General features: G+C 42.5%; 14 protein-coding genes. All 14 read right to left on the bottom strand.

Annotation, left to right across the window (positions count from 1 at the left end; translation table 11 throughout):
* Window positions 1-4: 4 nt before the first annotated feature.
* Window positions 5-3247 (bottom strand): SusC/RagA family TonB-linked outer membrane protein, encoded by a 3243-nt coding sequence (locus tag I6J03_RS11705; protein WP_201693691.1) that lies wholly within the window; start codon window positions 3245-3247, stop codon window positions 5-7.
* 54 nt (window positions 3248-3301) lie between these two features.
* Complete coding sequence (locus I6J03_RS11700; protein ID WP_232279838.1) at window positions 3302-5497, bottom strand: fasciclin domain-containing protein; 2196 nt, start codon at window positions 5495-5497, stop codon at window positions 3302-3304.
* Window positions 5498-5885: 388 nt separating this feature from the next.
* Window positions 5886-6917 carry a GntR family transcriptional regulator gene (locus I6J03_RS11695; protein ID WP_003011390.1) on the bottom strand — a complete coding sequence of 344 codons (1032 nt, stop codon included), beginning with the start codon at window positions 6915-6917 and terminating at the stop codon, window positions 5886-5888.
* A 72-nt stretch (window positions 6918-6989) separates the two neighbouring features.
* Window positions 6990-9743, bottom strand: coding sequence for a glycosyl hydrolase (locus I6J03_RS11690; RefSeq protein ID WP_201693690.1), 2754 nt, complete (start codon window positions 9741-9743; stop codon window positions 6990-6992).
* Between the two features lie 53 nt (window positions 9744-9796).
* Window positions 9797-10942 carry a glycoside hydrolase family 88/105 protein gene (locus I6J03_RS11685; protein WP_003011397.1) on the bottom strand — a complete coding sequence of 382 codons (1146 nt, stop codon included), beginning with the start codon at window positions 10940-10942 and terminating at the stop codon, window positions 9797-9799.
* 33 nt (window positions 10943-10975) lie between these two features.
* Entirely contained in the window at window positions 10976-11716 is a 741-nt protein-coding gene (locus tag I6J03_RS11680; RefSeq protein ID WP_201693689.1) for a rhamnogalacturonan acetylesterase, read from the bottom strand.
* A 25-nt stretch (window positions 11717-11741) separates the two neighbouring features.
* Complete coding sequence (locus I6J03_RS11675) at window positions 11742-13589, bottom strand: rhamnogalacturonan lyase (RefSeq protein ID WP_201693687.1); 1848 nt, start codon at window positions 13587-13589, stop codon at window positions 11742-11744.
* Window positions 13590-13619: 30 nt separating this feature from the next.
* Complete coding sequence (locus I6J03_RS11670; protein WP_232279839.1) at window positions 13620-15797, bottom strand: hypothetical protein; 2178 nt, start codon at window positions 15795-15797, stop codon at window positions 13620-13622.
* Between the two features lie 60 nt (window positions 15798-15857).
* Window positions 15858-19475: a DUF4450 domain-containing protein gene (locus I6J03_RS11665; protein ID WP_003011407.1), complete on the bottom strand. Its 3618-nt coding sequence runs from the start codon at window positions 19473-19475 to the stop codon at window positions 15858-15860.
* A 2-nt stretch (window positions 19476-19477) separates the two neighbouring features.
* Window positions 19478-20899, bottom strand: a complete 1422-nt coding sequence (locus I6J03_RS11660; protein WP_003011409.1) for a glycoside hydrolase family 28 protein — start codon at window positions 20897-20899, stop codon at window positions 19478-19480.
* A gap of 14 nt (window positions 20900-20913) precedes the next feature.
* Window positions 20914-22359, bottom strand: coding sequence for a glycoside hydrolase family 28 protein (locus tag I6J03_RS11655; protein ID WP_201693685.1), 1446 nt, complete (start codon window positions 22357-22359; stop codon window positions 20914-20916).
* 36 nt (window positions 22360-22395) lie between these two features.
* On the bottom strand, window positions 22396-23490 hold the full coding sequence (locus tag I6J03_RS11650; protein ID WP_003011417.1) for a glycoside hydrolase family protein: 1095 nt from the start codon (window positions 23488-23490) through the stop codon (window positions 22396-22398).
* A 236-nt stretch (window positions 23491-23726) separates the two neighbouring features.
* Complete coding sequence (locus I6J03_RS11645; RefSeq protein WP_003011419.1) at window positions 23727-24893, bottom strand: alpha-hydroxy acid oxidase; 1167 nt, start codon at window positions 24891-24893, stop codon at window positions 23727-23729.
* Between the two features lie 3 nt (window positions 24894-24896).
* Window positions 24897-26270, bottom strand: a complete 1374-nt coding sequence (locus I6J03_RS11640) for an FGGY-family carbohydrate kinase (protein ID WP_003011422.1) — start codon at window positions 26268-26270, stop codon at window positions 24897-24899.
* Window positions 26271-26281 lie beyond the last annotated feature (11 nt).

Genomic DNA, 26281 nt, shown 5'->3' with positions numbered 1-26281 from the left:
TACATTAAAAGTTTAATAATATACCCATCGCAAATCTGCGCGGACGTGGTGTACTCGCATTGTCCTGACTCAACATATAGATGTTACTGGACAACGAAACCTCCGGATCCTGTCCTGAATATTTGGTCCAGGTAAACAGATCCTGTACTGTAGCAAAGACATCAAATCTGCTCAGACCGTATCGTTTGACCAACGTTTTGGGAAGCGAATAACGAAGCGACACTGTTTTCAGACGGACATAGGAAGCATCTTCCACAAACCGGTCTGATCCCAGATAATTGTATCCTTCACCATAGAGTGCGCGGGGGATATCCGTGTTATCTCCTTCATGTCTCCAGCGTCTCAGCACAGCGGTACTTTGATTGCCTGTGCCTCTCATATTTTCAGTATCCATACGGGTGCTGTTGACGACTTTCTGACCAAAACGACCATGGAAAAAGGTGGTCAGTAAGAAATTCTTATATCCGACATTGAATCCTGCTCCTGAGGTAAAGAGTGGCATTGCGTTGCCCAGATATACAATATCATACTGATTGATAACTCCGTTTCCGTCTATATCCTGGTATTTTGCATCTCCGGCATATACTTTACGAGGTCCGTTCTGTATGACGACAGGTTCTCCATTCAGGTTATACATAATATTACCACTCAGATCCCGAGCAAAGGTTTCATCCTGATTTTGATAAACTCCGAGATAGCGGTATCCGTAAAATGAGCCAATAGGATTGCCTTCAATGATCTTATGTGCATATTTTCCATTTCCAAATTCATAATTTTCGAACTGCATGTTTTCAGGAAGTTCGACCACCTCATTTCTGTTTTTTGAAAAATTGATATTAAAGGAAAGTTGGAAGCCTTCTTTCCGGATAGCATCATAATTAAACATGATTTCCCACCCCTTGTTGGTCAGCTCTCCTGAATTGAAATAACTGATTTGTGAAAATCCTGTCGATGAAGGTAACTCCACATCTTTTTGCAACAGGTCCGTCGTACGGCGGTGATACCATTCCGCCGTAATGTTCAGTTTGTTTTTGAACAGGGAGAAGTCAACCCCTATATCTGTACTGGTGATGGTTTCCCATTTCAGATTTTCCAGTTGTATGGAAGAAGGTGAAATCGCAGTCATATCCATATATCCCGGAGTGATCGGTTTGAATACGCCTAAATATGGCCATGCTCCTGAAGGTGCATTACCGCTTTGCCCCCAGCTCACTCTGAATTTGGCGGTTTGAAAAACATTCAGATCCTGAATAAACTTCTCATCTCCGGCCTGCCAGGCGACCCCGATCGAAGGGAATCCTGCCCAACGCTGATTCTTACCTAAGCTGGAATTAGATTCCCAACGATATCCTCCGCTGATGATATACTTTCCTTTGTAGGTGTAGTGTCCGTTGGAGATCACACCGAGACTACGTGTCAGGGTATTACCTGATCCCATTGATAATACAGATGCTCCTGCAGTGGGATCACTCAACGAAGAAGATGCATTACCGGAAGTCTCACTTGCATAACTGAAACGACGGGCTTCATTGGTCTGAAGCAGTCCGCTCAGAATGACCTGATGGTCTTTTGCAAATGTGCGGTTGTAGATAAATTTGTTTTCCGTATTGAGGTATAAGTCATCTGAAATCATATCCGACCCTCTGTTAAAGTATGGGTCTGTCCAGATCACTCCGGTGACGGACTGCGGCAGAAATTTTTTGTTTTTAGTAGAGCGGGTATCAAAACCTACTGTACCGGTATACTGAAGTCCGTTTAATATATCATATGTCAATCTGAAAACTACACGGGCCTGTTCACCCTTGGTATTATTCACAGATTCATTGACCATGGCTACAGGGTTATAACTTTTGTCGGTTATATAGCTCCCTTGAAAGTTTTGTCTTGGTGTAAAGTACTGATCCGTTGGCAATCCGTTTTCGCCGATAACCCAGGGGCTCATATTAGGCATTTTGGTCATTGCCATTCCTCTAGGTGTTGCCAACTTACTTTCTGTCCAGAAACTATTGCGGTCGCTTAAGGAATAAGACATATCCGCATTTACATTCAGCTTATTTGAAAATTTATAGTTTACACTTACCAGGGAATTGTAACGGTTGAATTTTGTTCCTTTCGTAGTACCGATATCATTCAGATAACCTAAAGAAACCCGGTAAGTCGCTTTATCTCCTCCTCCACTCACGGAAAGTGAATTATCTTCAAAATGACCAACCTGAGATACTTCTTTTACCCAATCTGTATTCTGATTGTACTCATCAAAATACACCCATGAAGGATCAAATTTGATCTCATTGGTATTGAATAATAAGTTGAGATAGGCCGTTGAATTCTGGTATCCGAGGTCATTGACGGTATTCCATACCCCATCCTGTATGAGACTGACGTATTGTGAACCGTTTAGCATCGGAATAGTAGAAGCCTCTTTCTTGACATCTATTTTACTGGAGAAAGCAAACTGTGTTTTTCCTGATCTTCCTTTTTTAGTTTTAAAGAGAAGTACACCATTTGCTCCTTTGGATCCCCAGATAGCAGTAGCTGCAGCATCCTTCAGTACTTCTATAGATTCGATATCGTTTGGTGAGATATTGACCAGGGCGCCAAAATCTTCATCATTAGCTGTAGAGAAATTGAAATCATCCGATATCTGTGTAGGATAAGGTACTCCGTCCACGACGATAAGAGGCTCAGAGTTTCCATTCAGGGAAGATGTACCACGGATACGAATAGAACTTTTTGCTCCCGGATCTGCACTGGCAATGATATCGACATTGGCTAGTCGTCCCTGCAAACCTGATTCTATAGAAGCAAAGGGCATCATTTCCAGTTCTTTCATATCAAAGCGTTCAGTGGCTGATACCTGATTGCGGTAACTGATGCCCATTGCATTTTTATCTGCCGGTTTTTCTTTGCTGATGATGACCTCATCGAGGGAATTTTCATCATCTGTGAGACTCATATTGAGGATTTTCTGCTTTCGATAGGCTACACGCTGGGTTTTATATCCTATACTTGAAAATACAATAGTCAGATTGTCCTGATCCGGTATTTCCAGACGGTAGAAACCATTTGCATCTGATGAGGATCCTTTTAGATTTCTTTTTTCCTGATTCTCGACAAATACGGTTGCTCCTAAAACAGCTTTTCCAAACTGATCTTTTACATTCCCCGTCAATACCAGACTTTTTTGGGCAGATGAATGCAGATAACAGCTTATCAAACAGAGGAAAAGTAAATATTTAATTTTCATAAAATTCGTTCTTAATCGGTAGGTTTAATTGATATTGTTGAATCCCGTCTCCTATTATTTGGTAAATACTTTATTGATCCTGTACACGGCTCCGTCACTGAAGATCTTTGGAAATTCACTGGTGACCGTTGCAGTTTCGCCATTATAAGCTGTCAGATTGAGGGCTGTGCCGCTATCTTTTATGGTCAGCGTCCTGAAGGTCTGTCCATTGCGCTTCGCAGTTATCCAGGATCCTTCAACATGGAATCCCGGAAACGGATAATCACTGAGCGAATTATCGGGAACTGAAACAAAGTAATATTTGAGGTATTCGGCCAGATCGGCTTTTACCGTTGGTATTTTACCGCTGCTGATCCCTGCAAGTACTGCAGCATTGTCCGGAGCGAACAGGACAAAATTGTTTCCGAACATAAAGGACAACTGACTTCCGGTTTCCATCAAACCTGCCTGTACCAGAAGCTTGGAAAATTCAGAAAACTCATTTAATGTATTGCCTGCTGCTGTAGCTCCTGATAAGGTAAACTTGATCGTTCCGGTTTCTTTCAATAAGGCTGTTTCAACCTCGTAAGCAGATCCGTTAAACCATGATCCGGCTATTTTCGTTGCCTTAATATTTGTATTCATATTATAGGCATTAGAAGAAGATACGCCTTCATTCTTGACATATACATAGCTGAATGGATTGCGGGTACGGAACACTTGTTTACCTGCTATCTGGGTGATATTGTTACTCACAATATGATTAGAGATAAACAATTCCTGAGCCTGTCTGCTCATGGCGACTTTTACACCTTCCGTATTTTCTACCTCTACGACTTCATCACCAAAGACCAGTGGATTTCCTTCATTCCAGAAAATGTAACTATCTCCGTAAAGGGTATTGAGGATCACTTCATCGGATGGTATAAACAGGGTATAATTCAGATCGCGGCTCATCAATGTAGTGATCAGGCCGGTATTGACCAGCATCTGAAGAAATATCTTGTATTTGGGGTTCTGCAGTGCCGGCCCGGTAACACTGTAAAACATATCCGGAACGATAACTTTATTCAATCCATAATAGACTCCGTTAGAAGCAATTCCTTTAGAAACTACATCCTGATTAGGATCAAATTTGATGACTGAGCCAAACGTACTTTTCAATTGTTTGCTGCCGGTGATTTCCTGGGGGAAAACAATATTTTCCTGATAGACATGATTAGCCATCAACAGAGCTAAAGGCATGAAGTTTACAGATTTGAGATCTGTATAATAGTTACGCCAATAGCTATTGAAAAAGCTCTGTAAAGCATCATTTTTGGGTGCAAACACATTGAATGCGGTGTAAGCCAATTCTCCGAGATTGGCATAATCTGCGATTCCTCCTTCCCCGTTATAGGACCATTCGGAAGAAATATGCGGCAGTGTTCCATGCTTTACAATAAAAAGGGAATCGCCCGCTGCCGCATAATTTTTGGTTGCCTCAGCATCATACCACAGGGTTCTGAAACGGTCATAGGTATGCAGGAAATCTGCATAATCTGTTTGTTTTTCAAGTACAGTATGCAGGGTCTCTAAGGGTTCGATAACATCATCAAGAATATAGACATATCCGTTATCTGTAGGTATAGCATATTCCTGTACACGTGCATTGGACATATTGAATCCTCCGTCATTCCATGTACTTTCCGGATAGAAATATGCATAGTTTGATTTAGCATCTATACCTTTTGTACTGAAATGCATATTGGAAAACACGGGTAAAAAGCGGTCTTTATGAAATATTTTACGGGTTGCTCCCGTTACCGGATCAGGCAGTGTAGAGATTTCATCTTTACTTCTTGTGCGGTGTTTGTAATACAGTCCGGCACGCAAAGGCTCTACTTTGTCTACTCCCTGCGGCTGATAATTTGTAAACTTCAGCTTATCAAAGGCATAGTAGACAATATGATAGTTGACCACTTTTTTGAGTTCATTCAAAGGAACCTGATCAAGTCCTGCATAACCTTTTTTATTGAGGTAATTGCGGAAAGCATCATCAGTGGGAGCCAAAACAGTCGAAATTCCGTTTCCTATAAGCACTCCCTTCATATCCGTTTTTTCCACAGCAGATAAAAAGAGCTGCTGATCAGGGCGGGAGGAAAGCAATTCCCACGCATTACCTTTTAACCAGTCAGGGCGTTCATAGTGCGACACCAGTTCACTTTTTCTACAGCCGTAAAAGAACATGATCAGAAACATGCTGCATACAAAAGGGTATACTTTTTTCATAGCGGATTGCATAGGTTTAATATTAGTTTGTCTGGTCGACAACACTTCCTCATAAGATAAATTCCGTTAAGCAATCGGTTGCACTGAAGGTCCGAATAGTTTGCTTCTATACAAGAATATCTCCTGATTAATTTGTTTGTCTAATTGGTTATTATTTAAGTTTAATGTTCTGGTTCTGTAAAAATAGGCAGCCCATATAATACAACCATCCTGCCCTATCCTGACTATAATTTGGGCATAAAAAAAGAGGTAATTCCTATTAGCAAGGCTTTAAACGCAGTTATTCTGTTTTGTGGTCAAATACCGGCAAAAACTGAAAAAAGCAGAAAAAGAAAAAAAACAGCGGGGAACGAAGTGTTCCGCAGGCTGTGTTTCCGGGAAAAACAGGTTATAGAGAATTTCGCATCTTCAGATAAAAAGGAACTTCGATCTTAGCTGTAGATTTGTTAAGGATTACTTTTGCAGCCAGTTTACCCATTTCCTTAAAGTCGGTAGAAATGGTTGTAATGCCACTCAGGATGAATTTTTTGAGGGGTGTCTCATTGTAGGATATCACTCCTACATCTTTTCCTATTTCCAGATCCAGCGAGAGCACTTTGTCCAGAAGACGAACAAGATCTTCTTCGATAAGATTGATATATACTTCTCCTGCACTGATCTGCTCCTTTTGAATATTGCTGACCAGAAGATGTTCAAATTTGAATTCCTGACAGAATTTATAGAATCCTTTGATAATTCCTTTGGGAAAATAACTATTGTCCGGAAAGATAAGTTTGAGCGTTTTATATTTGGCCAGACTTTTATTAGCCTGTTTAAGGGCATTATAGATATCCTTTTCAAAGTTTTCGTATACACATGCATACTCTCCCTGCAGTTCGGGTAATTCTTTTCCCAGCACGATCAGTTTATCCTTCGGAATCTCGCGGATAATATCTATTTCCTGATCCTTTCCTTTGATAAAATGAGGGATCACAACTATATGCTGATAATCTTTGTTAAGGTTTTTAAGAAGGGATTTGAAGTAATTGATGTCATTGTTATATACAAAAAGATCAATGCCGTAGTCTTCGCCCATTGTCTTGACAAAGGAATCATACACGATCTTTTTATGCGCACTCAATTTATTGAAAAACAAAGCTATATAACCTTTTTTATCCAGATCCGTATGTGCAATAAAATAGCCTTTTCCGGGTACGGATAGGATAATCCCGTTTTTCTTGAGATAGCGATATCCCTTTTCTATAGTATCACGTGACAAATCCAGTATAGCACTCAGTTCATTGATGGAAGGCAAAAGATCATTTTTGGATAAATCCCCCACACGGATAGCTTTCATAATCGCATTGGCCAGCTGAAGATACTTCGGCGCAGCAGACGTCTTATCAAGTTGTAATACGGCATGTAGGTGATTAGATCGCATATATAGTGTAGATAAAAGGTCTAACAAATATATTGATTCAAAATCAATTATCGGGTTTACATTCCTGTTTTTTTAGTCATATATTTTGATAATGACACGTCCTGCGAGTCCTGAAGGCATGACTGACCAGGTATCAGCACGGAATGGTTCATAGTCTATATTGACAAATTTAGTGTCATAATAGTCCTGTCTCTTCTGCCCGTTCCGGTCCATTTGACGAATACGGTTTGCCATTAGATTAGCGACTTCTATCTCGATTGTATTCGTTCCCTTTTTTAATATATTACCTAATGGCAGACTATAGGGCAAACTCCATATTTGTCCTGCATCCTGCCCGTTGATCCTGATCTTCGCAGATTCGTACAGGGTATCTAACTGTAGCACATAGTGTTTGTCCGCAAGTACTTCCGTCATTTCAAACTGACTGCTGTACACTGCTTTTCCGGAAAAGTTATCTGCTATAGAATCCGAAAGAGAAGTCCATGGCTGTAATTTGTAGAGTTGCTTTGATTGCGGAATAACAGGTCCTCCTTCTGCAAATTGCAGGGACCAGTTATTATTCAGCTGTACTTCACCTTTTTGATGATCCAGATAGCTCCAGTCCGCAAGGGCAGGCTGAACAGCCTTATCTGCTACAAAGAACAGTGCTTCACCAGATCTGATTTTCACTCGGACCTGACTTGGTTTTGCGTTATCAAACTGAGCTTTGCCTACCTGTCCACTCAACGGATCCATTATTTTCCATGATGCTGCTTTTGTCTGAAAGATAATTTGCTCATCGATGGTATGATCCGAATGATTGACGACATAATAGTAGGTTTGATCTCCTTTTTTGCGTTTTATAAATTTCAACCCTTTCTGAATAAGAGATTCTCCTCTTATATTCATCTCAGACAGACTGTTTACGATATCATTACCAATCACAATCTCCCCTTTCCCGATAACTATCCGGCGCTTATCTTTCAAGGGACCTAGTATCTTATTAAAGATCAGACGTCGCTTATCCAGATCTTTAAATCCGGGAACATCTGCCGGTAACTGATGAAATATTACTTTCCCTCCCTGTTCTGCGATTTCTATTATTTTCTCCAATGTCTCTACCGGCATGTATTCGACCTTGGGTACGATCAGTACTTTATAGGATAAATCCGTATTGCTGTTCTTTAACTTCCACTGGTCTCCGTCTGCAATCATGCCTTTCAGGAGCTCATCCGAAACAAAATCGAAGGAATAACCGCTCGTTTGCAGATGTACTGCTTCCTTATAAAAATCAGAGGGATGCAGCCACTTATCAATATTATGTATGGTCAAGGATTTAAGGGTTCCCTTATCATCGTTCCATATATCATGTGCAGGCCAGTACAGTAATACCTCATTATCATTAGCTGTAGATTGCAGTATGGACTGTGTACGGGTTACATAAGAATTCAGTCCGTCCAGATGTGACCACAGACTATTCGTCGGAACGAAATTGACAGATGCGTAGAACAGCCATCCCGGCCACTGCTGATCTGCCGGAGAGTAGGTCGTACCGTGATAGAACACATGATTGATACCGGACAGAAAAAGTTGTTCGACTTCAGGTTTACATTGTGCCCATGATGTTTTGAAGTGTTCGGTCAGCCAGGTAAATGTCTCAGCCGAGACAAGTGTTTTTCCCAATACATGTGCTCCTGAGGATGCAAATTTCAGCATCATCGGATCCGGATCCACTTTGCGGACATCGGCACTATCCCTTCTTAATCCCTGAATCGGGAAATAACTGGATCCGAATGTTTCTGTTTCGGGTATATCTACGGCAGCATACAGGTCCAACAGATTACCCGGTGATCCGTGTGCCTGATTTTTGGTTACAGATCCCATTTCATGAGACCACGAAGTCCAGCTTTTGGTAAAGTTCTCCAATAACAGCTGTGATACGATATCCCGGTAATCCGCTTTGATTCTGTCCCGATTCGGATGTTTTACATCTCCGAATACTTCTCCGATGTACTGACGAAGGTCATATCCTTTTATCCTTTGGAAATAATCAAAAAGCTCTGCTGTCCAGTTTGCCCCGTATACTTCGTAGCTATCATTGTAGTATGCTCTGGGATGACGAGGTTGTGTTTTTAATGCTTCCTGATAAGGTTTTAAATAGGCATGCAGTGCTTTCCCCGAAAAATGATCTAAGGTATAGCCCTCTCCTCCGGGAGCTGCACGTTTTACTTTTTGACGCGTCTTACCCAAAAATCCGGCATATATTGTCCATCCGGCTGCAGGAGCCGTCCAGTTCAATTGTTTTCCTCCTTTGACCTGTTTCAGAAGATCGATCTTTTGATTTTCAGGACCGTAAGCAAGCAGCGAAATTAACGGCGGATCTTTTTGTTTCGGATCTTTACAGCTAATCTCCAGATTGTTCCGGCCTTTGCTTACACTAAATGTGTTGACAATGATATTGCTGGCGGCATATTCTTCTGTTACCTGAGGACCTCCGAATGGCCAGCCGGTACCGTTTGTCAGATCTACGCCCATACCGATTTCATCAGCAGTAGCTAAGGTATGTTGAAGACGATCTACCCATGTCGATGAAAGATGTGGAATAAATGCGGACTCGGCTCCTTTGGGACCATAGATAGGTGCGATCTCCACTCCTCCTAATCCTGCATCATGATACTGTCGGAGTAATGCCGATATTTCTGTATCAGAGACTGCACTTCCCATCCACCACCATCTTACCCAAGGCTTCATACTGTTTTGCAATGCCGGCCAGTCTGATCGCTGTGCCTGAGCCAGAGAAAACGTCCCCAGCATGATTGCTGCAGTAATTATCTTCTTAAAAATCATAACTCACCTACTGATAAAATCATCTAATTCCCTATCAGGAACTCATAAACAATCTATTTATTAACTAACTTATATATTTCGGTTCCGGCCAATAAAAAGCATCCCAATCCATAGTCTTCAAAGTCCGGCACACTGGTATAAGTGACAGGCTGACCGTCTTTTGGTTCCTTTCCGGTTGCCTGCAGATAGCCTAAGAATCCATTTTTGTGTAGGGATTCTTTGCGCAGTGCGGTCCAGGCTTTCTGTACTACCGGCAGATATATTTTCTTATCCAGAATACCATTATTGATTCCCCAGGCCATACCATAGACAAATAAAGCTGTACCTGAAGCTTCTTTCCCTCCGAAATGATCAGGGTCATGCAAACTTACATTCCAGAATCCATCTTTTCGTTGTAAAGGAACGAGAGCAGCCAAAAGATTTTTCAGATCCGTTTCGTATTCCTGATAGTGTGGATCCGTTTTTGGAAGTTCTTCCAGTACACGCACCAGTGCAGCTGCTATCCAGCCATTACCTCTCGACCAGTAACAATCTTCTCCGTTTGGTTCTTTATATGGAGGAACAAAATCCTTATCTCTCCACCACAACTGATCTTCCGGATTATAAAGTCCGTGCTGTGCTTCTTTGTATTTGATATGATGATAGAATTTGTACATGGCATCAAAGTAGGACGGATCATTATAGGTCACTCCCAGTTTGACAAAAATGGGCATTGCCATTTGTATAGCATCTATCCAGGTCCAGTCATTGACACGACCACTGCGGATCACAGAATCTATATTTTCCTTAATTCCGGCTATACGGACAGGTTGAGGATCAATTCTGTAGAGATCAATATAGGATTGTCCGCAATTCTGATTATCTGCATGACGTGTGTATCGCTCTCCTCTTACGGGCAGCCATTTATGAAAGTCTGCCCACTCTACAGCATAATCATAATAGCGTTTTTGCGGGTCAATGCCATAGAATGCCAGCAATCCTTCATAGTACACTCCTCTTGTCCAGATATTAGAAGTACGTTCTTTATTGGTAATAATATTTTTTGTAGGATCAGGCCATTTTTTCATAAAATAATCATTGGCCAGTCGCAGATCTTTAACAACTTGTTTTTTGCTTGTAAAATTTTGTCCGCTGACCTGAACAGTCAGAAAAAAAACGGATAAAATAGTAAATAGGCTCTTCAACGAATTCGTCTTCATATGTTTAGTTCTTCTGTTTTACTTTTTGTGTTTTTAAGGCAGGAGATAATTCCTCAATTCTGTTTGTTTTAATTCTTTTATTGCCTGTACTACGGTTTGTGCATTTTTTTGAGCACCTTCATAACTGGTATGGGTATGATCTGCAGCAGTAAAATAAGCTGCAACTTTTTCTTTGCCGATTCTGTCATACTCATCAGCGATCAGGTTATGCAGATCAATGAAGGGAACCTTATTGTTTTGTGCCACCTGCTCAGCCCATGCGGGATAACTTCCTTCAGCCCGCTCTACTTTATGATCTTTCCATCTGTCTCGTGGTATAGGTGAACAGATAATGACATGTGCACCTTTCTGCTTTGCCTCCTGTATCATCTTTGTCAGATACCAGCCATATGTATGAACGGCCTCTTCCTGCCTGAGTAAAGGATTATAAATGGTCTTTACCTCATCTCCGATTCCTTTGATCGTTCCTCTTGCTCTTGCTGTATCATCTAAAGGTCCACCGTCATTGTGTCCAAACTGTACCACTAAAAAATCATCTTTATTAAGCTGGTCGAGCACATTTTTCCATAATCCCTTACTGATAAATGTACGCGTGCTTGTGCCTCCTAATGCCCGGTTTTGAATATCGATCCGGGTGGTATCAAAATATTGTTCCAAAACACTTCCCCAGCCCCATTGTCCTGCGCCACCTTTTCCTTTACCATTTTTCACGGTAGAGTCTCCGATCAGAAAGATTACCGATCTGCGTTGCGGAGCTGTAAAAGATACAGCCATGAGGAAGACTGCTAACAAGCAGATATTAAGGCCTGATCGTTTCATCTTTCGGTTGTACAGGTTTTACAATTTTAATATTCGGCTGCCGGATAGGCGCCATATCTTTACCAACAAAATAACTGGTATGGGGTGGCTGATTATAGCCTACATTCTGCCAGGCTATACTGAGTCTATACTGCGGATCATGCATCAAAGTATATAACCTGTGAGGGGTAGGATGTGGTGTTGCATATATGCGCAGTTCGGTTTGATCTTCGCTGGCAAAAATAACTTCTTCTCTCCAATCTCCGAACAGGTCAGCGCTTAAAACCGGCGTTGATTTAGTTCCGTTGTTCGATACACAGCCTTGTGCTCTGAAAATTTCTCCTTTTCCATATTTGGAAACTGTAGTACCGTTTAGCAGTTCTCTTTCCAGATCGCCATCCCACCAGATCAGAAAATTGGCAGAATTAGGCGCCCGGCCGATCCGCTTGCCGGCACTGTTATATAAATTTCTGTCTCCTGAAAACCACATTTCTGCTCCCGGATTCGAGTCGTCAATATTATCCGCTACACCACGTCCTACATCTACACCATAAGCTTTTGCCCACAACACTTTGCCATCAGAAGCTCTTCTTAGTACTGCACCCGGTTTATCTTCTTTCGGATGTTCGTGAATCGTAAAGATCTCCAGACCCGGACTGTCCGGATCCAAGTCTCCGACGTGATTCGCATCACCATGTCCAAATCCGCTGCTGTATAAAGCTTTGCCATCATCATCTATAGTCATTGAGCCATATACAATCTCGTCCCGACCATCATTATCTACATCAGCAACACTAAGATTATGAAATCCTTGTCCTGAATAGGGACTGTCACCATTCTGTGAATCAAATTTCCAGCGTGGGCGGAGTTTACCATCTACAAAATCCCAGGTTACAATTGCTGAACGGCCATAATATCCTCTGCACATCAATACACTTGGATGTTCACCATCCAGATAGGCTACCGCAGCCAAAAAACGATCAGCACGATTTCCCTTACTATCATTATGGCTACCGATTCCCCATCCGTCTACCGGATAACGGTCCGGGATATAACCTACAGTATGCCGCTCTGCACCTGTAAGACCATCGAATACAGTGAGGTACTCCGGTCCGTCTAATATTCGACCTACTTCATTGCGCCAGTCTTTTTTTTCATCTCCAATTATCTTACCCTTTGCATCTTTTGTTCCGTCAGCTGTCTTGCAAACAAGTTCAGCCCGTCCGTCTCCGTCAAGATCATATACCATAAATTGGGTGTAATGCGCTCCTTCGCGGATATTGATCCCCAGATCGATCCGCCATAGAAAAGTACCATTCAGTTTATAAGCTTCCAGTACAGGACGATCTGTCAATCCTTCCTGCGAGTTATCCTTACTCCTTCCAGTACGATGCAGAATCAATTCGTAAATTCCGTCTCCATCCAGATCGGCTGCACTGGCATCATTCACCCGATAACCCTCCAGAGGCTGAAGGGCTATACTGGTATAATTCTTTCGGTCATCAGGATGGAAAGTAATCGTTCCGGAGTACTCATTAGCACTATTTTCCCTTAATGTTTCGACATAGAAAGTGGCAGGATCTGCTGCGACAGGTACAAGTAAATTAGTACTGTTTGTGATCGGTGTCGGATTGATGAGTATATCTTTGCCGTTTGTTTGTTTTTGAAACACATTGAATCCGGTATTCGGATGATCAGTACCCAGCAATCTCCAACTCAGCAATACATGCTGAGGATCTACATTGGTGAGGGACAATCCGCGATCCAGATATTCCATAGCGCGTTGTGCCATCACATATCCGCTATGTATGAGTAGTAACGACAATAAGGCAGCTTTATAACCTTTCATAACACTTTTTTCTGATCGTTGCTTGACTGATTAAGGCATCTTATGAAAACCTTCTTTCTTAATTTTCCATGTACCGTCTTTCGGAAATCCGGGTAATTCACCGGTACTGGCATCCCATCCTTCGGCCATCATCGCCACAGTCGTCAGTACCCCACCATTTCCAGGCAGATAAATACGCAGTCTTCCATCCTGAAAATTATGTCCGTTACGCAAATACGTATTGGTACGTATCGGCATAAATAAAGCCTCAAGAGCCTTTTCCGGCAGATTTAACCGGGCAGCATTCATAGCTGTCATCGGAAAATCCCAACCCCAGGTATCTGACCATGACCATACTTTCCAAACCGTATCCAGGGTATTTTTCATAATTACCTTATTCAACTTTGCCGATTCGGGAACCATTCCCAGTCCGCCCAGTACGGCAGGATGGTCGGTCAGCCAACGCGGATTGGTATACGAATCGGTTGCACTTTCATTTGCGAGATATACATCGCCCTGTACCGGCAGAGGTGCCAGTTTTTGGATAACTGTATCCCATTTCGGATCTCTGGGTTGCCCAAGTCTTACTTTCCATTCCTGTGCAATCCGCAGTGCCCAGTCCCAATAGGCTAATTCATAGGTCGGATTCTGTGTGTCTGCTGCCCGGAATACTTCCTGTGCCGGAATCACTCCTTTTCCAAGATTATATTGATCCTTCTGCTTATCGTAGGTCGGATAAGAAGCCATAAACTCTGCTGTTTCAAAAACCAGATTTTTATATTTTTCAAGGATTTCCGGATTCTTTTTATCCCGGTAAGCCAGTTCAGCCATATAGATAATATGGGGTTGCTGCCAGATAAGGAAAGCAGCTACGGATGAAGGGCTTTCATTTCCTTCGTTATCAGACATTTTTTGCCATCTTACTCCTTCATATCCTTGTCTTCTGGCTATTTCACGTGCTTTTTCCAATGTATTCTGGTAATATCCAAAACTCTTTTCCATAAGATCCACACGTCCCCACAGGGCAAAATGAACCGCATGCCACCAATGCATTTCCGTATGCGGTTTACCATACCAACTATTGAATGTCAGTCCGGTTTCCTGAGGCGGATAGTTGCCTGCACACTGTACTTTGGTCAGGTACTGGGACAACACTACTCTTCTTTCTAATTCAAAGGCACGCTTGTCCGTGCTACCTTCAAAATCTATTGCTGCACCGCTTTTCCAAAAGGCATTCCATCCTTTTACACTGCTTTCTTCTGTAGCCTTATATAACGGGACATGCTTAATCGTTTGCGGCGCAAATGCTGCACTAAATTCAAAAGTGCTGTTCGTTTTCACTGGTTCATATACAAAGTAATGTGCTTGTTTACCTTTTTTAACGATTCCTTTAGAATAGGCTAATACGGTCTGGTATACTGTTCCCTGAAGCTGGTGACGAATCTCTCCGCCGGTATTATTGCTATGGGTAATGCTGGTCTGGTGCTGGTCTTCCTGTCCATAGTATGCGCCTTCATCCAGAAATTTGGCTGTCGGATACGGATAGCGGATGAATACTTTCAACCGGCCTTGTCTAACGAGGTCGGAACTGACTTTCACAGCGATCTGATCCAGATCCTGATGCGCAGCAGTGGATACTTTCACAGGCTCTCCTTCTACCTCAAAAGAACTGGAAACAATACCAGTCCACATATCCAGCTCCTGACGGATCGATGTGATATCTGATGCTTGCACTGGTTGTCCGTTTTTCTTTGTAATCTCTAATCCGACATTCCCCAGTTGCAGACGATGCTGATTTTCCCGAAAATAATTAGTGGCTTCACTGTTTCTTCCGCCATCTTTCCATTGGATACTATAGAGTGCCTGTCTGCCTTCATTATTAAAGTCATAGGCTTTTAGCGTTTCTTCAAATTTATAATTGCCCGTATTCGGAAAAGTATCCCATCCCCATTCTGACTGCGTCCCTAATGACACACCTCCTTTATACAATTCGGGAAAAGTCTGTAATCCTGTAGCATCTACAGTAAAGGCAAATTTACCGTTACCAATAGTAAGAGAAGATAAAGTATCTAACTGTGTATTCTGAACATTGTGGCGCATAACCACTTTCTTACGATCAATTTTGGTATCCTTTTGCTGTGCATCGGTATGTTGTACAGCAAAAGGTACCGTCATCAAAACGACTGCTGTAGTCAGTCTTGACAGCATTATCCCCAAATTGATTTTCATAGCTTTTATCTTTAACATTTTTTAGTTTTATATTTTGTCTCCTGCTGCGGAGCTGATGGTTTAGCGCAACAGACTTACCCCCATCAATCCTACAACGACATCATTGGCAATCGTTTTAAGTTTGAGACTTTTGAGTTCTTTTCTAGCATCCAGGGGCAGATCCAGTACAGTTGCGGCTCCTCCGTCAATGCCCCGTTTTGTAAATCCTTTTATTTCTACATATTTCGCTTCTCCTCCTTTGACTACTTTTCCCGTTTTCAGATGTACCCTGAGCGGACGATCCTGTTTCAATACGAACGCATAGGGATCCTCTGAAAAATCCTGTTCTACGGGCCACCAGTTTTCAGGATTACGCAAGGCAAGTTCTGCCGTCGTTCCATCTCTATACTGTATCTGTATGATGGCGTTGACCAGCTGACTTTGCATAGGGTTGGTCGAACCGGCCATCAGGAAGTAGGCATGTTTAGCTTTGCCTGACAGCGGAATTGCTTTTTCTGTCGGGAAATTATCCCACTGTGAAGTGAAAAGGATATTATTTCCTTTAGCAGCTGAGATGCCGAAAGACAATCCATTTGGCAGGTTGAAAACTCCGTTAACAGACGCAGCACGTAATCCGGCATCATCAATAGTTGCTGTCGTATTCGGATAGCACCAGTTTCCGATACCCTGAACAGGTAGCTGCAATGTAGGAGAGGCGGGACGCGGACTCCAGTATTTATTCTGGAAAAGCTGCGTAACAGCATCGTTAAAATAGGGTTTCAGATCGACAACCTCGACTTTAGCTGCTAAGGGCAACGTCCAATTGCTATACTGAACGGATCCGAGTGTATCCATTTTTTCCATGAGCTGAAGGGTATTTGTCCCTGATTGGAATACGGTCATCGGCAACACTACATTGCGGGTTTCCTTTTGAGCCAGTTGAACAGACTGTACTTGTTTCTGATCTATAAACAAAATTCCCTCAACCGCTTTTCCGGATTGATTTGTCATCGTCAGCGTTACGGATGTTTGATCCGGATCTTCTTTTACGGTGAGCGCCAGCGGTTCAGCAATACGCACATCCACAGGTTGCCACCAGCTGAAATCCTGTTGTTTCACCTTTACAAAGAAAGTTCCCCGGTTGCGCTTTGCTTTAAACTGAAATGTGCCTTTACTTATATCCTGACTTTCGAGCAGTCCCTGCGGATCATTTATCTCCATAATTTGGGCTTTACCGGATTGTAAAGACAGATGTGTATCTGCTAAAGAGGTCTGCGAATAACTGATATTTTCGAATGCCTGATCTGCCCATCGGATCTGAACATCGTAATGATCCGCTTTTGCCGGAACAATTTCTATTTTGGCTGCTCCTACAGCATTTTCAACCATTTTCCATGGCGTTGCTATTCCGTTAACAGATAGCGACAGGATGCCGGCTTTTCTGGCTTTCAGGACCAGTTTTAGGTTCATCTTCTGCTGAAATTTAGGCCTGATCGTATAGTGTTCCACATTGTTATGGAGTTTAAAGTCAAAATCAATATTCGGACTTTCTAATGTACTGTACTCCCAGCATCCAGGCAAGCCCGGCTGTATAGTCAGCGTATCTGCTAATGCATCCGGTAAAATCCCGTACAAGCCTTCAAAAAGAGTTCTGGAAGCTACTCCGATGGGATCTGCAAAATCCCGGTACAATTCACCCCGTTCTCCATCATAGAACGAAAGCTGCTGAAAATTACCCGGACTGGCTCCGTAGAACATGCTTTCTACAAGATTACTTTTCCAGAGTTCAAAAGCTTTCCCTTCTCTACCGGCCTGCCAATAGGCCAGTGCTGTCTGCAGATTCTCTGCCAAAGCCACATTGTTGACTGACCAGGTATAGGGTTGCCAGTTTGTTGTGGATAAGGTATACAAGCCCTGATCTTTCACATCAGCCACACGAACAGGAATATGAGGAATATAATCATCTATATAACGTAATGCCTGATAGGCCTGAAACGAATCCATAAACCGTCCATCCAATGCATGGTAGATCGTCCATACTCCGGGCTGATCATGTAGCAACTGTTCGCCTAGTAAATCCTTAAATTCTGCAAAATAACCTTTGTCCCTGATCCAAAGCTTCGCCAGTAAAGCCTTCCTGATCTTCTCCGCTTCCCGAGCATACGGAGCAGGGTCTTCCCCCATCACTTTTGCTAATCGGGCAGCCATCATATTGCCCCGGTAATTGTAAGCTGAAGTATGAGTAACTCCTCCTCCTGAATATTGCAAACCATCACTGGCCCAAATAGCACAGTAGGCATCGTATAATCCATCTCCGTCCATATCAAAATTCCGCTTTTCCCAGGCGAGATGTCTCTTGATAGCCGGCCAGACTTCTTTCAGGAAGGTCCGGTCTCCGGTATACTGAAAATGTGTAAACAGCTGATCGAAGAAGACCAGATTCATATCATAATGATGCGGTACCGTATTGTTATTCGGATTACGGGAGATATAGCCACTTGAGAACATGGCCGTACCCATTTTTTCCAGATGCCGGGCAATATTAAGTGCGGTGTCTGCTATAACTTTTCCTACTGCGGGTTCTGTAACCTGTGAATTGACATAACTTCTGAAATGGGCTTCTGCACGGTCATTCCATCCCAAGGGATTGGCCACATATGCACCTCTCCAGGCATTCAGCCGCATCCGCCAGGCGACAGCACCATGCAAATAGGTAGGCGATTCCCATATTCCGTCTGCAGCAAGCACAAGCGCACTTCCGACCGTATTGATATGCTCATCCGGTGTATGTAACCGTATACGTCCGGCTAAGGTCTGTACTTTATTTTTACTTTGATCAAACAGTTTCTGGAGAGAGAGCTGAGGTGCTTTTGCTCCTTTGCCTTGTCCTCGTTGAATAGCAACATAGGCAGTTGCAGTTTGATTCAGTTTATATTTTGCGGCTATCGCCGGAGTTGTTGAAGCCTTACTGGTCCACAACTGATCCACATCTTTCAACGCAGAGGCATTAATCAGTCTGACCTCCGGTTTTCCGGAAAATGATCCGGCCAGATATTGCAGTTCTCCCTTTTTATTGGGGTAGGATACCTGAAAGTTATTTTTATTGATCTGATAGGTATTATGTTCACAGTACTCCGGCAACAGATAAAAACTCGATTCCGGGTCTGCTCCTATATCTCCGGCACGACTGAATGTTTTTCCACTTGCACCTCCGTAAACAGCGATCAATGCTATTCCGTCAGGCACATTTTTGGAGTTCACCTCTACGATCATCCCCTCTTCATCTGCCTGAGCCAATACGGTGATCTGCAATTGTCCTCCGCCCAAAACGTTGTCATTGATCGTATAGACCATACTTCCGGAAGCATAACGTACATCTGCCAGTGTAAGGTCATCAAACCGGATCATTTTGTCACCCGATTGGAGCACAAACTGCAGATTGCCGCCCATACCGGGCATATACAAGGCAAATTCGGGACGATCTCCTGCTTCTACGCGAAAGGCCGTATTCGTACCATACAAAGCACGATTAAACTTACGTGTACCTTTTACCAGTACGATATCCTGACCGTCAGGACGGTAATGTAAGGTCCGCTCTTTTCCATGCCAGTAATCTGCTGTTTGACTAAAGGCAACAGGAACCCACAAGGAAGCCCCCGTCACCAATAATCCAACAATATGTATCTTTCTGAATCTCATCTCTACTTTCCTGCAGGAGCCTCTGTTTTTATGCCGTTAATAATTACATTTTCAAATATGATATTGTCCAGATAATCCACTTTATACGGTTCTTTCACACCATTGATCTCACAATTGACCATACGGAAATTTTTAATGGGTGAACTTTCGTATGCCGCCGACATCAATGCATATTTACCCCCTTTCTTAACGTGCATATTCTCTACCCATACATTGCGGATAGTAGGGATATGATCACCTGGTTTTTCGTAAAACATATTGAATTTGACAGCAGCTTCCTTATATGTTCCTACTTCTACATCTTTCATAAAGACATTTTCGATAATACCTCCGCGACTGGAGCTTGTTTTCAACCGAAGGATACGGTCCAGATTAGGACTATCCATCTTATTATTCAGCGCATAAATATTACGGGCTCCGCCAGCGATTTCGCTACCGATAACGACACCTCCGTGTCCGTCTTTCATAATACAATTTTCAATGATGTGATTCTCAGCAGGACGACCGATATTGCGTCCGTCCTCATCTCTTCCGGATTTGATCGCAATACAATCATCTCCGGTATCGAAATAACAGTCTTTTATAAGTACATTTTTACAGGCTTCCGGATCACAACCGTCATTATTTGGCCCATGACTAATCACTTTAACGCGTTCTATAGTTACGTTTTCACACAATACAGGATTCAGATTCCACATCGGCGAATTGATCATCTTAATATCTTCGATCAGGATATTTTTACAGTTGTAAGGCTGTACAAAATTGGGTCTTAGGTACTGTCCGTCTCCGAATACCCGCTGTTTAGCATCGACTTCCTGATGCATCATCGTATGCAGTCTGGCTCTGGCAGGTTTTTGTTCTCCGCTTCTGGATTCGTTCCATCCATATTTACGGGCTCCGCACCACCACCACCAATTATCATTATCCGAGTTTCCGTCTAATGTTCCCTTACCTGTGATCGCAATATTTTCTTCCCCATATGCATAGATAAAGGAAGAATAGTTCATACATTCCATCCCTTCCCAACGCGTAAATACAATAGGATAATCCGAACTGTCGCGACTAAACAAAATAGTAGTACCATCTGTGAGATGCAGATTGACATTGCTTTTGAGGTAAATAGCACCTGTCAGAAAAACGCCGTGAGGAACCACAACTCTGCCTCCGCCTTCAGCATGACATTTTTCTATAGCCAGCCGGAAAGCTTCTGTATTCTTGGTCACACCATCCCCTTTCGCTCCGAAGTCAGCAATATTGTAATCCTTATTTTTAAATGTAGGTCTGACAATGATTTTTCGCAATGCTTCGATTTCCTGTAAAGGCTGCGAAACATCGGTCCAGACTTTTTCCTGTGCAGATGCAGCGTGCATGATCAGCATGCAGACAGCAACGGCTATGATATTGAGGTTAAATATATTCTTCATGTTAGTTTACGGGCTTATAGGTTAATATTCTCTGTATCTTCAAGTACGACCTTCGTTCCATCCTGAGCAGTTACTTTTACATTGTTCAGCTGCCAGTTTTTGGCATGACGGATTACGCCTGCTGTCTTTGCAGTAATAGCTACATTTTCAAGGCTGAATTTTTGTAAAGGATTTTCCTGTAAACCATCCACATTGATAGCACGTTGTGCAAATTTCACAAAGACATTTTTGATCTGTATGTTCTGAAATGTTGGAATTCCTTTGCTGGCAGGCTCTACAGGAGTCACCATCTTTTTCCAATGCTCCGGTACTTTATTGATGTCATATCCGGCCGGAAGTTTGGAATAGCTGTAAGAAGGATTCCAGTTTGGAGTAACTTCAAATGCAGTTCTGACACTGTCCATCTGTATATTTTCGAGCAGAATATCTTCCACGACCCCACCCCGGTTTCGCGCTGATTTGAGACGGATTCCAACTTTAGTACCATGTGCTTTGAGATTACGTGCAATAATGTGGCGCATACCACCGGAAGTCTCACTTCCGAAGGTAATCAGACCATCTCCCTTACGGGATATACAATCAGTGATAAGGACATACTCGGTCGGTCTGTTGACCCGCAGGCCATCCCAGTCACGACCGGATTTAATACAGAAATTATCATCATTGCAATCTATGTCTGCATTTTGTATACGGATCCATTTGGAGGAATCAATATCAATACCGTCTGTACTCGGACCGATACCATTAATATTATTCTTAATAATAATCCCGTCCACGGTGACATATGAAGAGTAAAGCAAATGAACCGTCCAGAAACCAGCTTGTTTCAATGTCACGTCTCTGATGATGATATCCTCACTTCCGTCTACAATCACAGTGCGCGGACGCTGTGCATCATAATCCACAATCCATCTCAATCCTTTCTTATCATATTCAGATCTCAGCTTCCAGTACGCATCCCAGAATGGCTTTCCCTGTCCGTTGATAATTCCCTTTCCGGATATTCCGGCTTTTTGCTGCCCGTTGATATTCACAAGAGCCGCTGGCCAGACCATTTCTATACCTGCCACACGGGTATTGATTTGAGGATAATCTTCCAAAGACTGGCTACCTAAGAGCTCTACTCCTTCATCTACATGCAGAAATACACCGGATTTAATAAAAATAGAACCCGTCAGGTATTTGCCCGGACGGAATTGTACCTTACCTCCGCCTTTTTTTGCACAGGCATCTATAGCCTGCTGAATAGCTTTTGTGCTTATGGTCATTCCATCTTCCCTGGCTCCAAAGTCGTTGGCATATACAACAGCCTTCCCGACTTTAAAATTTCTTGCGCCTACTTTGTCCACCCAGCTCGGGTCTGACGTAGCAAAAGCTGTGAATGAAACAAATACCAAAAGGATGCCCATCAGCATGGCTTTGGGAGCAAGGTCTCTCGGATTACATTTGAATACGTTCATGATATAATTGTTTTAATAGGTTACGATTTGAAAAAATTACCAGATTTGGTTTGATGTACAACGGAAAACCATTGCGGAAGAAGTATTATATTTTCCTCCCTGAGACGCTCCGAACAGCCACTCGGGCTTGTTTTCTTTATTTAACAGCAGCATGGGACGTTCCAGCCGGCCCACACGTTTGAGAAATGCCGGATAAGGCCCTTCTTTGGTATAAGCGGTTACAGCTTTAAAAGCCAGATCAGGTTCGGACCACTTTTTACCGTCAGCAGATCGCATCAATAATCCGTCTTCATGACTCTGAACACCCATATCCCGGGCAATCATATAAAATACTCCCTTTTCGATCCAGACAAAAGCATCTTCAAACTGCGCATTCCCTCCTTTTGCAGAGAAATCAATAACAGGATTATGCGCATACTTTTTAAAAGGTCCCTCCGGGGAAGAAGCAACAGCTAATCCATATTTACGGTTGCCGCGTATTGCTCCTTTACCTGCCAGATAATCGGCTGTATTCCAGGATTTGTAAAAAAGGTAGTAATCCTTCTCCGCTCTCTGTATCACTGTAGGATTAGTCGTACAATGGTCATCCCAGCTACCTTCTTCACCTGCTTCTAAAATCGGCTGATCTGTACGCTTCCAGGGTCCGTCCAATGATTCAGCGGTGGCCAGACCTATTCTTTTGGTATTGGTCTTACCGTTAGAATTGCCCATATAATAGAGGTAATACGTATTATTGAACTGGCTTATTGAAGGATTATGACAAGTAGTAGCGTCCCAGTAACCGGCTCCGCGCGGAGCAAGTATTGTTTCTTTTACAACAAAAGGCTGATCCGGTGCAGAGGCTGTCGCATGTACAATCTCTGATCCTTTGAGCCAGCCGCCCATTCCCAATTCCTGTTTCCATCTGGAAAAGAATATATGCACCTGACCATCGTTAGCATAGATCGGTGAACTGCACCACACATAGTAGCCTTCCAGTTCCAATGCACGGCCAATATATTTCAATCCTTTTGAAAAGGCTGATTCCCGTAATTTTAAAACAGAGATTTGTCCAAGCACTGTCGAATGACAAGCGATCAGCCCAAGTGTCTGTGCAAAAAGTGTTAAAAATTTCTTTCTGTTGTAAATCATTAGAAATCCGGTTTACCAGTTGTTAGCAAAAAACAATGTTTCCATTTTTCATTTGCTGTATCAATTTTTTGATTGGTTATTTACCGCAAGATAACCCACCTTGCATAAAACAGCATCCTGCACCATCCTGAATTTCGATCTACGTCACATTACTTTTACAGAAGGGAGATAACCCACTAAAAAAGGCTGATTCAAATGATGAATCAGCCTTTTTATATTTTGTAATATGTTTACAACTATTTGATCAGGGAATGTGGAAAATCTACTATTTTTTCACAAGAGATCTGTTCCATCACCTGCTTAAGCTGCGCTTTAAACATGGCAATAGTATGATCGCCTCCTTTTGTTCCTAAAGCTCCCACACCATACATAAATGGCCTTCCCATAAAAGCAAATTCAGCGCCACTTGCCAGAGCACGGCCAATATCCGGTCCTGAACGAAGTCCGCCATCCATCATGATAGTGATCTTATTTGTAAATTCCGGATCCTTCGCTAATCGCTGTAGTGATGCAATCGATGATTCTCCGGCATCAACCTGACGTCCGCCATGATTCGAAACGATAACTCCGTCTACACCCATCTCTATACAGGCTCTCATATCTTCTTCCGTGACAACTCCTTTCAACACAAGTTTACCTTTCCACATATCACGTATTGCTTTGATCTTTTCAATATCTACACGTCCTGTGAACGTACGGTTCATAAACTGTCCCAGCTGACTCATATTAAGCCCCTTTTCCATATACGGCTTTAATGTTGCGAAACTCGGAATACCGTTTCTCAGCGTTTCAATACCCCACACGGGACGGATAGATGCCTGAAATATATTGCTGATATTCATTTTAGGCGGCATCGAAAGACCACTCTTGATCTCTCTGTAACGCAAACCGAAAGAAGGTACATCAATAAGAACAACCAACACAGGGCATTCTACATCCTGTAATCTTTTGATAATATCGTCACGTAATCTGTTTTCGGTCGGATGGTACAACTGGAACCAGGCTTTACCACCCGATACTTCCGCAATACGTTCTATACTACTTGTCGAAACGGTGCTAAGAATGTAAGGTACATTGTGTCTGGCTGCAGCCTTCGCCAGAATTTCCGGAGCATTAGGCCACATCAGTCCTTGCAGACCGATTGGAGAAATACCGAAAGGAGCATCATACTTATGTCCGAAAATCGTGGTAGACATATCGATTCCGTTATACTTCTGCAGATAGCTTGGCTTCAACAGAATATCCTCAAAGTCACGTTCGTTTCTTCTCAGATTGACTTCTTCGTTACATCCTCCCTCCAGATAATCAAAGGCGAATTTAGGAATACGTTGTTTTGCCCTTTTCTTTAAATCGGCAACTGAAGGATATCTAGGATCGTATTTTAGTAAATTAGGACTTTCCATGGATTAGCTGACAGTTTTAAAGTTATTCTTTGCATAAAATTTCAGTTCTATCAGATCATTAGGAATAGGGTTGCTATTCCAGTGGCGATGAATGGACAATGCCGTACCGATAGCTGTGGCTTGTGCCATAGAAGCTGCAAACACCTCCTGGTGTTCAAACTTTTCAGATAAAAGGCTCATATATATGGGGTTTTTACTGAAACCGCCATCTACAAATATCCGATGAATATTTGTCTCATCCATTACTCTCTTTGTGGCGATATACTGAACCTCGACAATATCCATGATCAACTGATGATAAGCAGTTTCATAGTCCTCAAAGATACTCAAATCTCGTTCAGAAAAAGTCTTAATTGAAAAACTTTTAACAGCATCCACAGACTTCAACTGCTTTATGGTCTTCCAGTTGGTTGTCACCGTTCTGAATTTAGCTGTAGAAACCTGAAAATGGGTTGCAATCCTTTTGCTTTGCAATTCATGTTCATACCCGGCAAACAGACGGGATGCTTTCACCGGAGTTCCTTTATAACTCAGATAGAAAAGACAATCTGCCCGTAGCTCTTCCAACGTCAGTTCGCTGTGGTTAAACGGATTGAAAGAAATACTCCAGGTTCCGGTAGAAATCAGAATAAAAGGATCCTGAAAATTGAAGAGATAAGGGATCAGAGCGGCAGAACTATCATGCAGTCCTGTCCCGATCACATACGGACTACCCGGAAATGCAGATTTGAAGACCTCATCAGAGTTACAAATAGGTGCCATCTTATCGATGACACCATCTCTACTAACCCATCTATGATAACCGTTATCTTTAAAGTTCCACAACGTCGTGTGGCAACCTATACTTGTTCTGTCTGCGTAATATTGTCCGGACAACAAAAAACTCAGGTACTGCGGTAAATGCAGGGCATACTTAATCTTCTTAAAAATATCGGGCTTCTCTTCCTTTATACGGTAGAGTTGCAATCCCGAATTCAAACTTCCTAATGCAGGAGAAGCGGTTTCTTTAGAAAACGTTTCTTCGCCTCCATATTGGTCATATATCTTTTGTGCTAATGCGTCCGGATAATTCTTTAAGTAATTATATAAAGGTGTCAACGGCCGGCCATCTTCATCCAGGTATACAAAACTTGCCCCGTAGGATGAAAAATTAATAGCTTTTACCTCAAACTGAGGTTTACGGAATACTTCGTGCAACGAATCGAAAACAGCAAGTCTGAGGCTTTCCAGATTTTCACAGGGATCACCGTCTTCATCTTCAGTTTCCAAAAACCGGGCAGACCGTTCAAATACTATTCTGTAATTCTCATCGAATAAGAACAGTTTTTTGTTTGTCTTACCCACATCAAATACGGCTATAACGGGTATGGGTTTCATACGGTTGAGTT

This window comes from Sphingobacterium spiritivorum, assembly GCF_016724845.1.
Classification (GTDB): Bacteria; Bacteroidota; Bacteroidia; order Sphingobacteriales; family Sphingobacteriaceae; genus Sphingobacterium; species Sphingobacterium spiritivorum_A.
Note: the sequence above shows the minus strand (reverse complement) of the source record. Positions and strands in the feature narration are given on the sequence as shown.

Excerpts from the sequence above, each read along its gene's own strand:
- I6J03_RS11700 (WP_232279838.1), bottom strand. The coding sequence starts at position 5,497 with ATGAAAAAAGTATACCCTTTTGTATGCAGCATGTTTCTGATCATGTTC.
- I6J03_RS11685 (WP_003011397.1), bottom strand. The coding sequence starts at position 10,942 with ATGAAGACGAATTCGTTGAAGAGCCTATTTACTATTTTATCCGTTTTT.
- I6J03_RS11675 (WP_201693687.1), bottom strand. The coding sequence starts at position 13,589 with ATGAAAGGTTATAAAGCTGCCTTATTGTCGTTACTACTCATACATAGC.
- I6J03_RS11680 (WP_201693689.1), bottom strand. The coding sequence starts at position 11,716 with ATGGCTGTATCTTTTACAGCTCCGCAACGCAGATCGGTAATCTTTCTG.
- I6J03_RS11650 (WP_003011417.1), bottom strand. The coding sequence starts at position 23,490 with ATGATTTACAACAGAAAGAAATTTTTAACACTTTTTGCACAGACACTT.
- I6J03_RS11640 (WP_003011422.1), bottom strand. The coding sequence starts at position 26,270 with ATGAAACCCATACCCGTTATAGCCGTATTTGATGTGGGTAAGACAAAC.
- I6J03_RS11690 (WP_201693690.1), bottom strand. The coding sequence starts at position 9,743 with ATGATTTTTAAGAAGATAATTACTGCAGCAATCATGCTGGGGACGTTT.
- I6J03_RS11660 (WP_003011409.1), bottom strand. The coding sequence starts at position 20,899 with ATGAAGAATATATTTAACCTCAATATCATAGCCGTTGCTGTCTGCATG.
- I6J03_RS11705 (WP_201693691.1), bottom strand. The coding sequence starts at position 3,247 with ATGAAAATTAAATATTTACTTTTCCTCTGTTTGATAAGCTGTTATCTG.
- I6J03_RS11655 (WP_201693685.1), bottom strand. The coding sequence starts at position 22,359 with ATGAACGTATTCAAATGTAATCCGAGAGACCTTGCTCCCAAAGCCATG.
- I6J03_RS11665 (WP_003011407.1), bottom strand. The coding sequence starts at position 19,475 with ATGAGATTCAGAAAGATACATATTGTTGGATTATTGGTGACGGGGGCT.
- I6J03_RS11645 (WP_003011419.1), bottom strand. The coding sequence starts at position 24,893 with ATGGAAAGTCCTAATTTACTAAAATACGATCCTAGATATCCTTCAGTT.
- I6J03_RS11695 (WP_003011390.1), bottom strand. The coding sequence starts at position 6,917 with ATGCGATCTAATCACCTACATGCCGTATTACAACTTGATAAGACGTCT.
- I6J03_RS11670 (WP_232279839.1), bottom strand. The coding sequence starts at position 15,797 with ATGAAAATCAATTTGGGGATAATGCTGTCAAGACTGACTACAGCAGTC.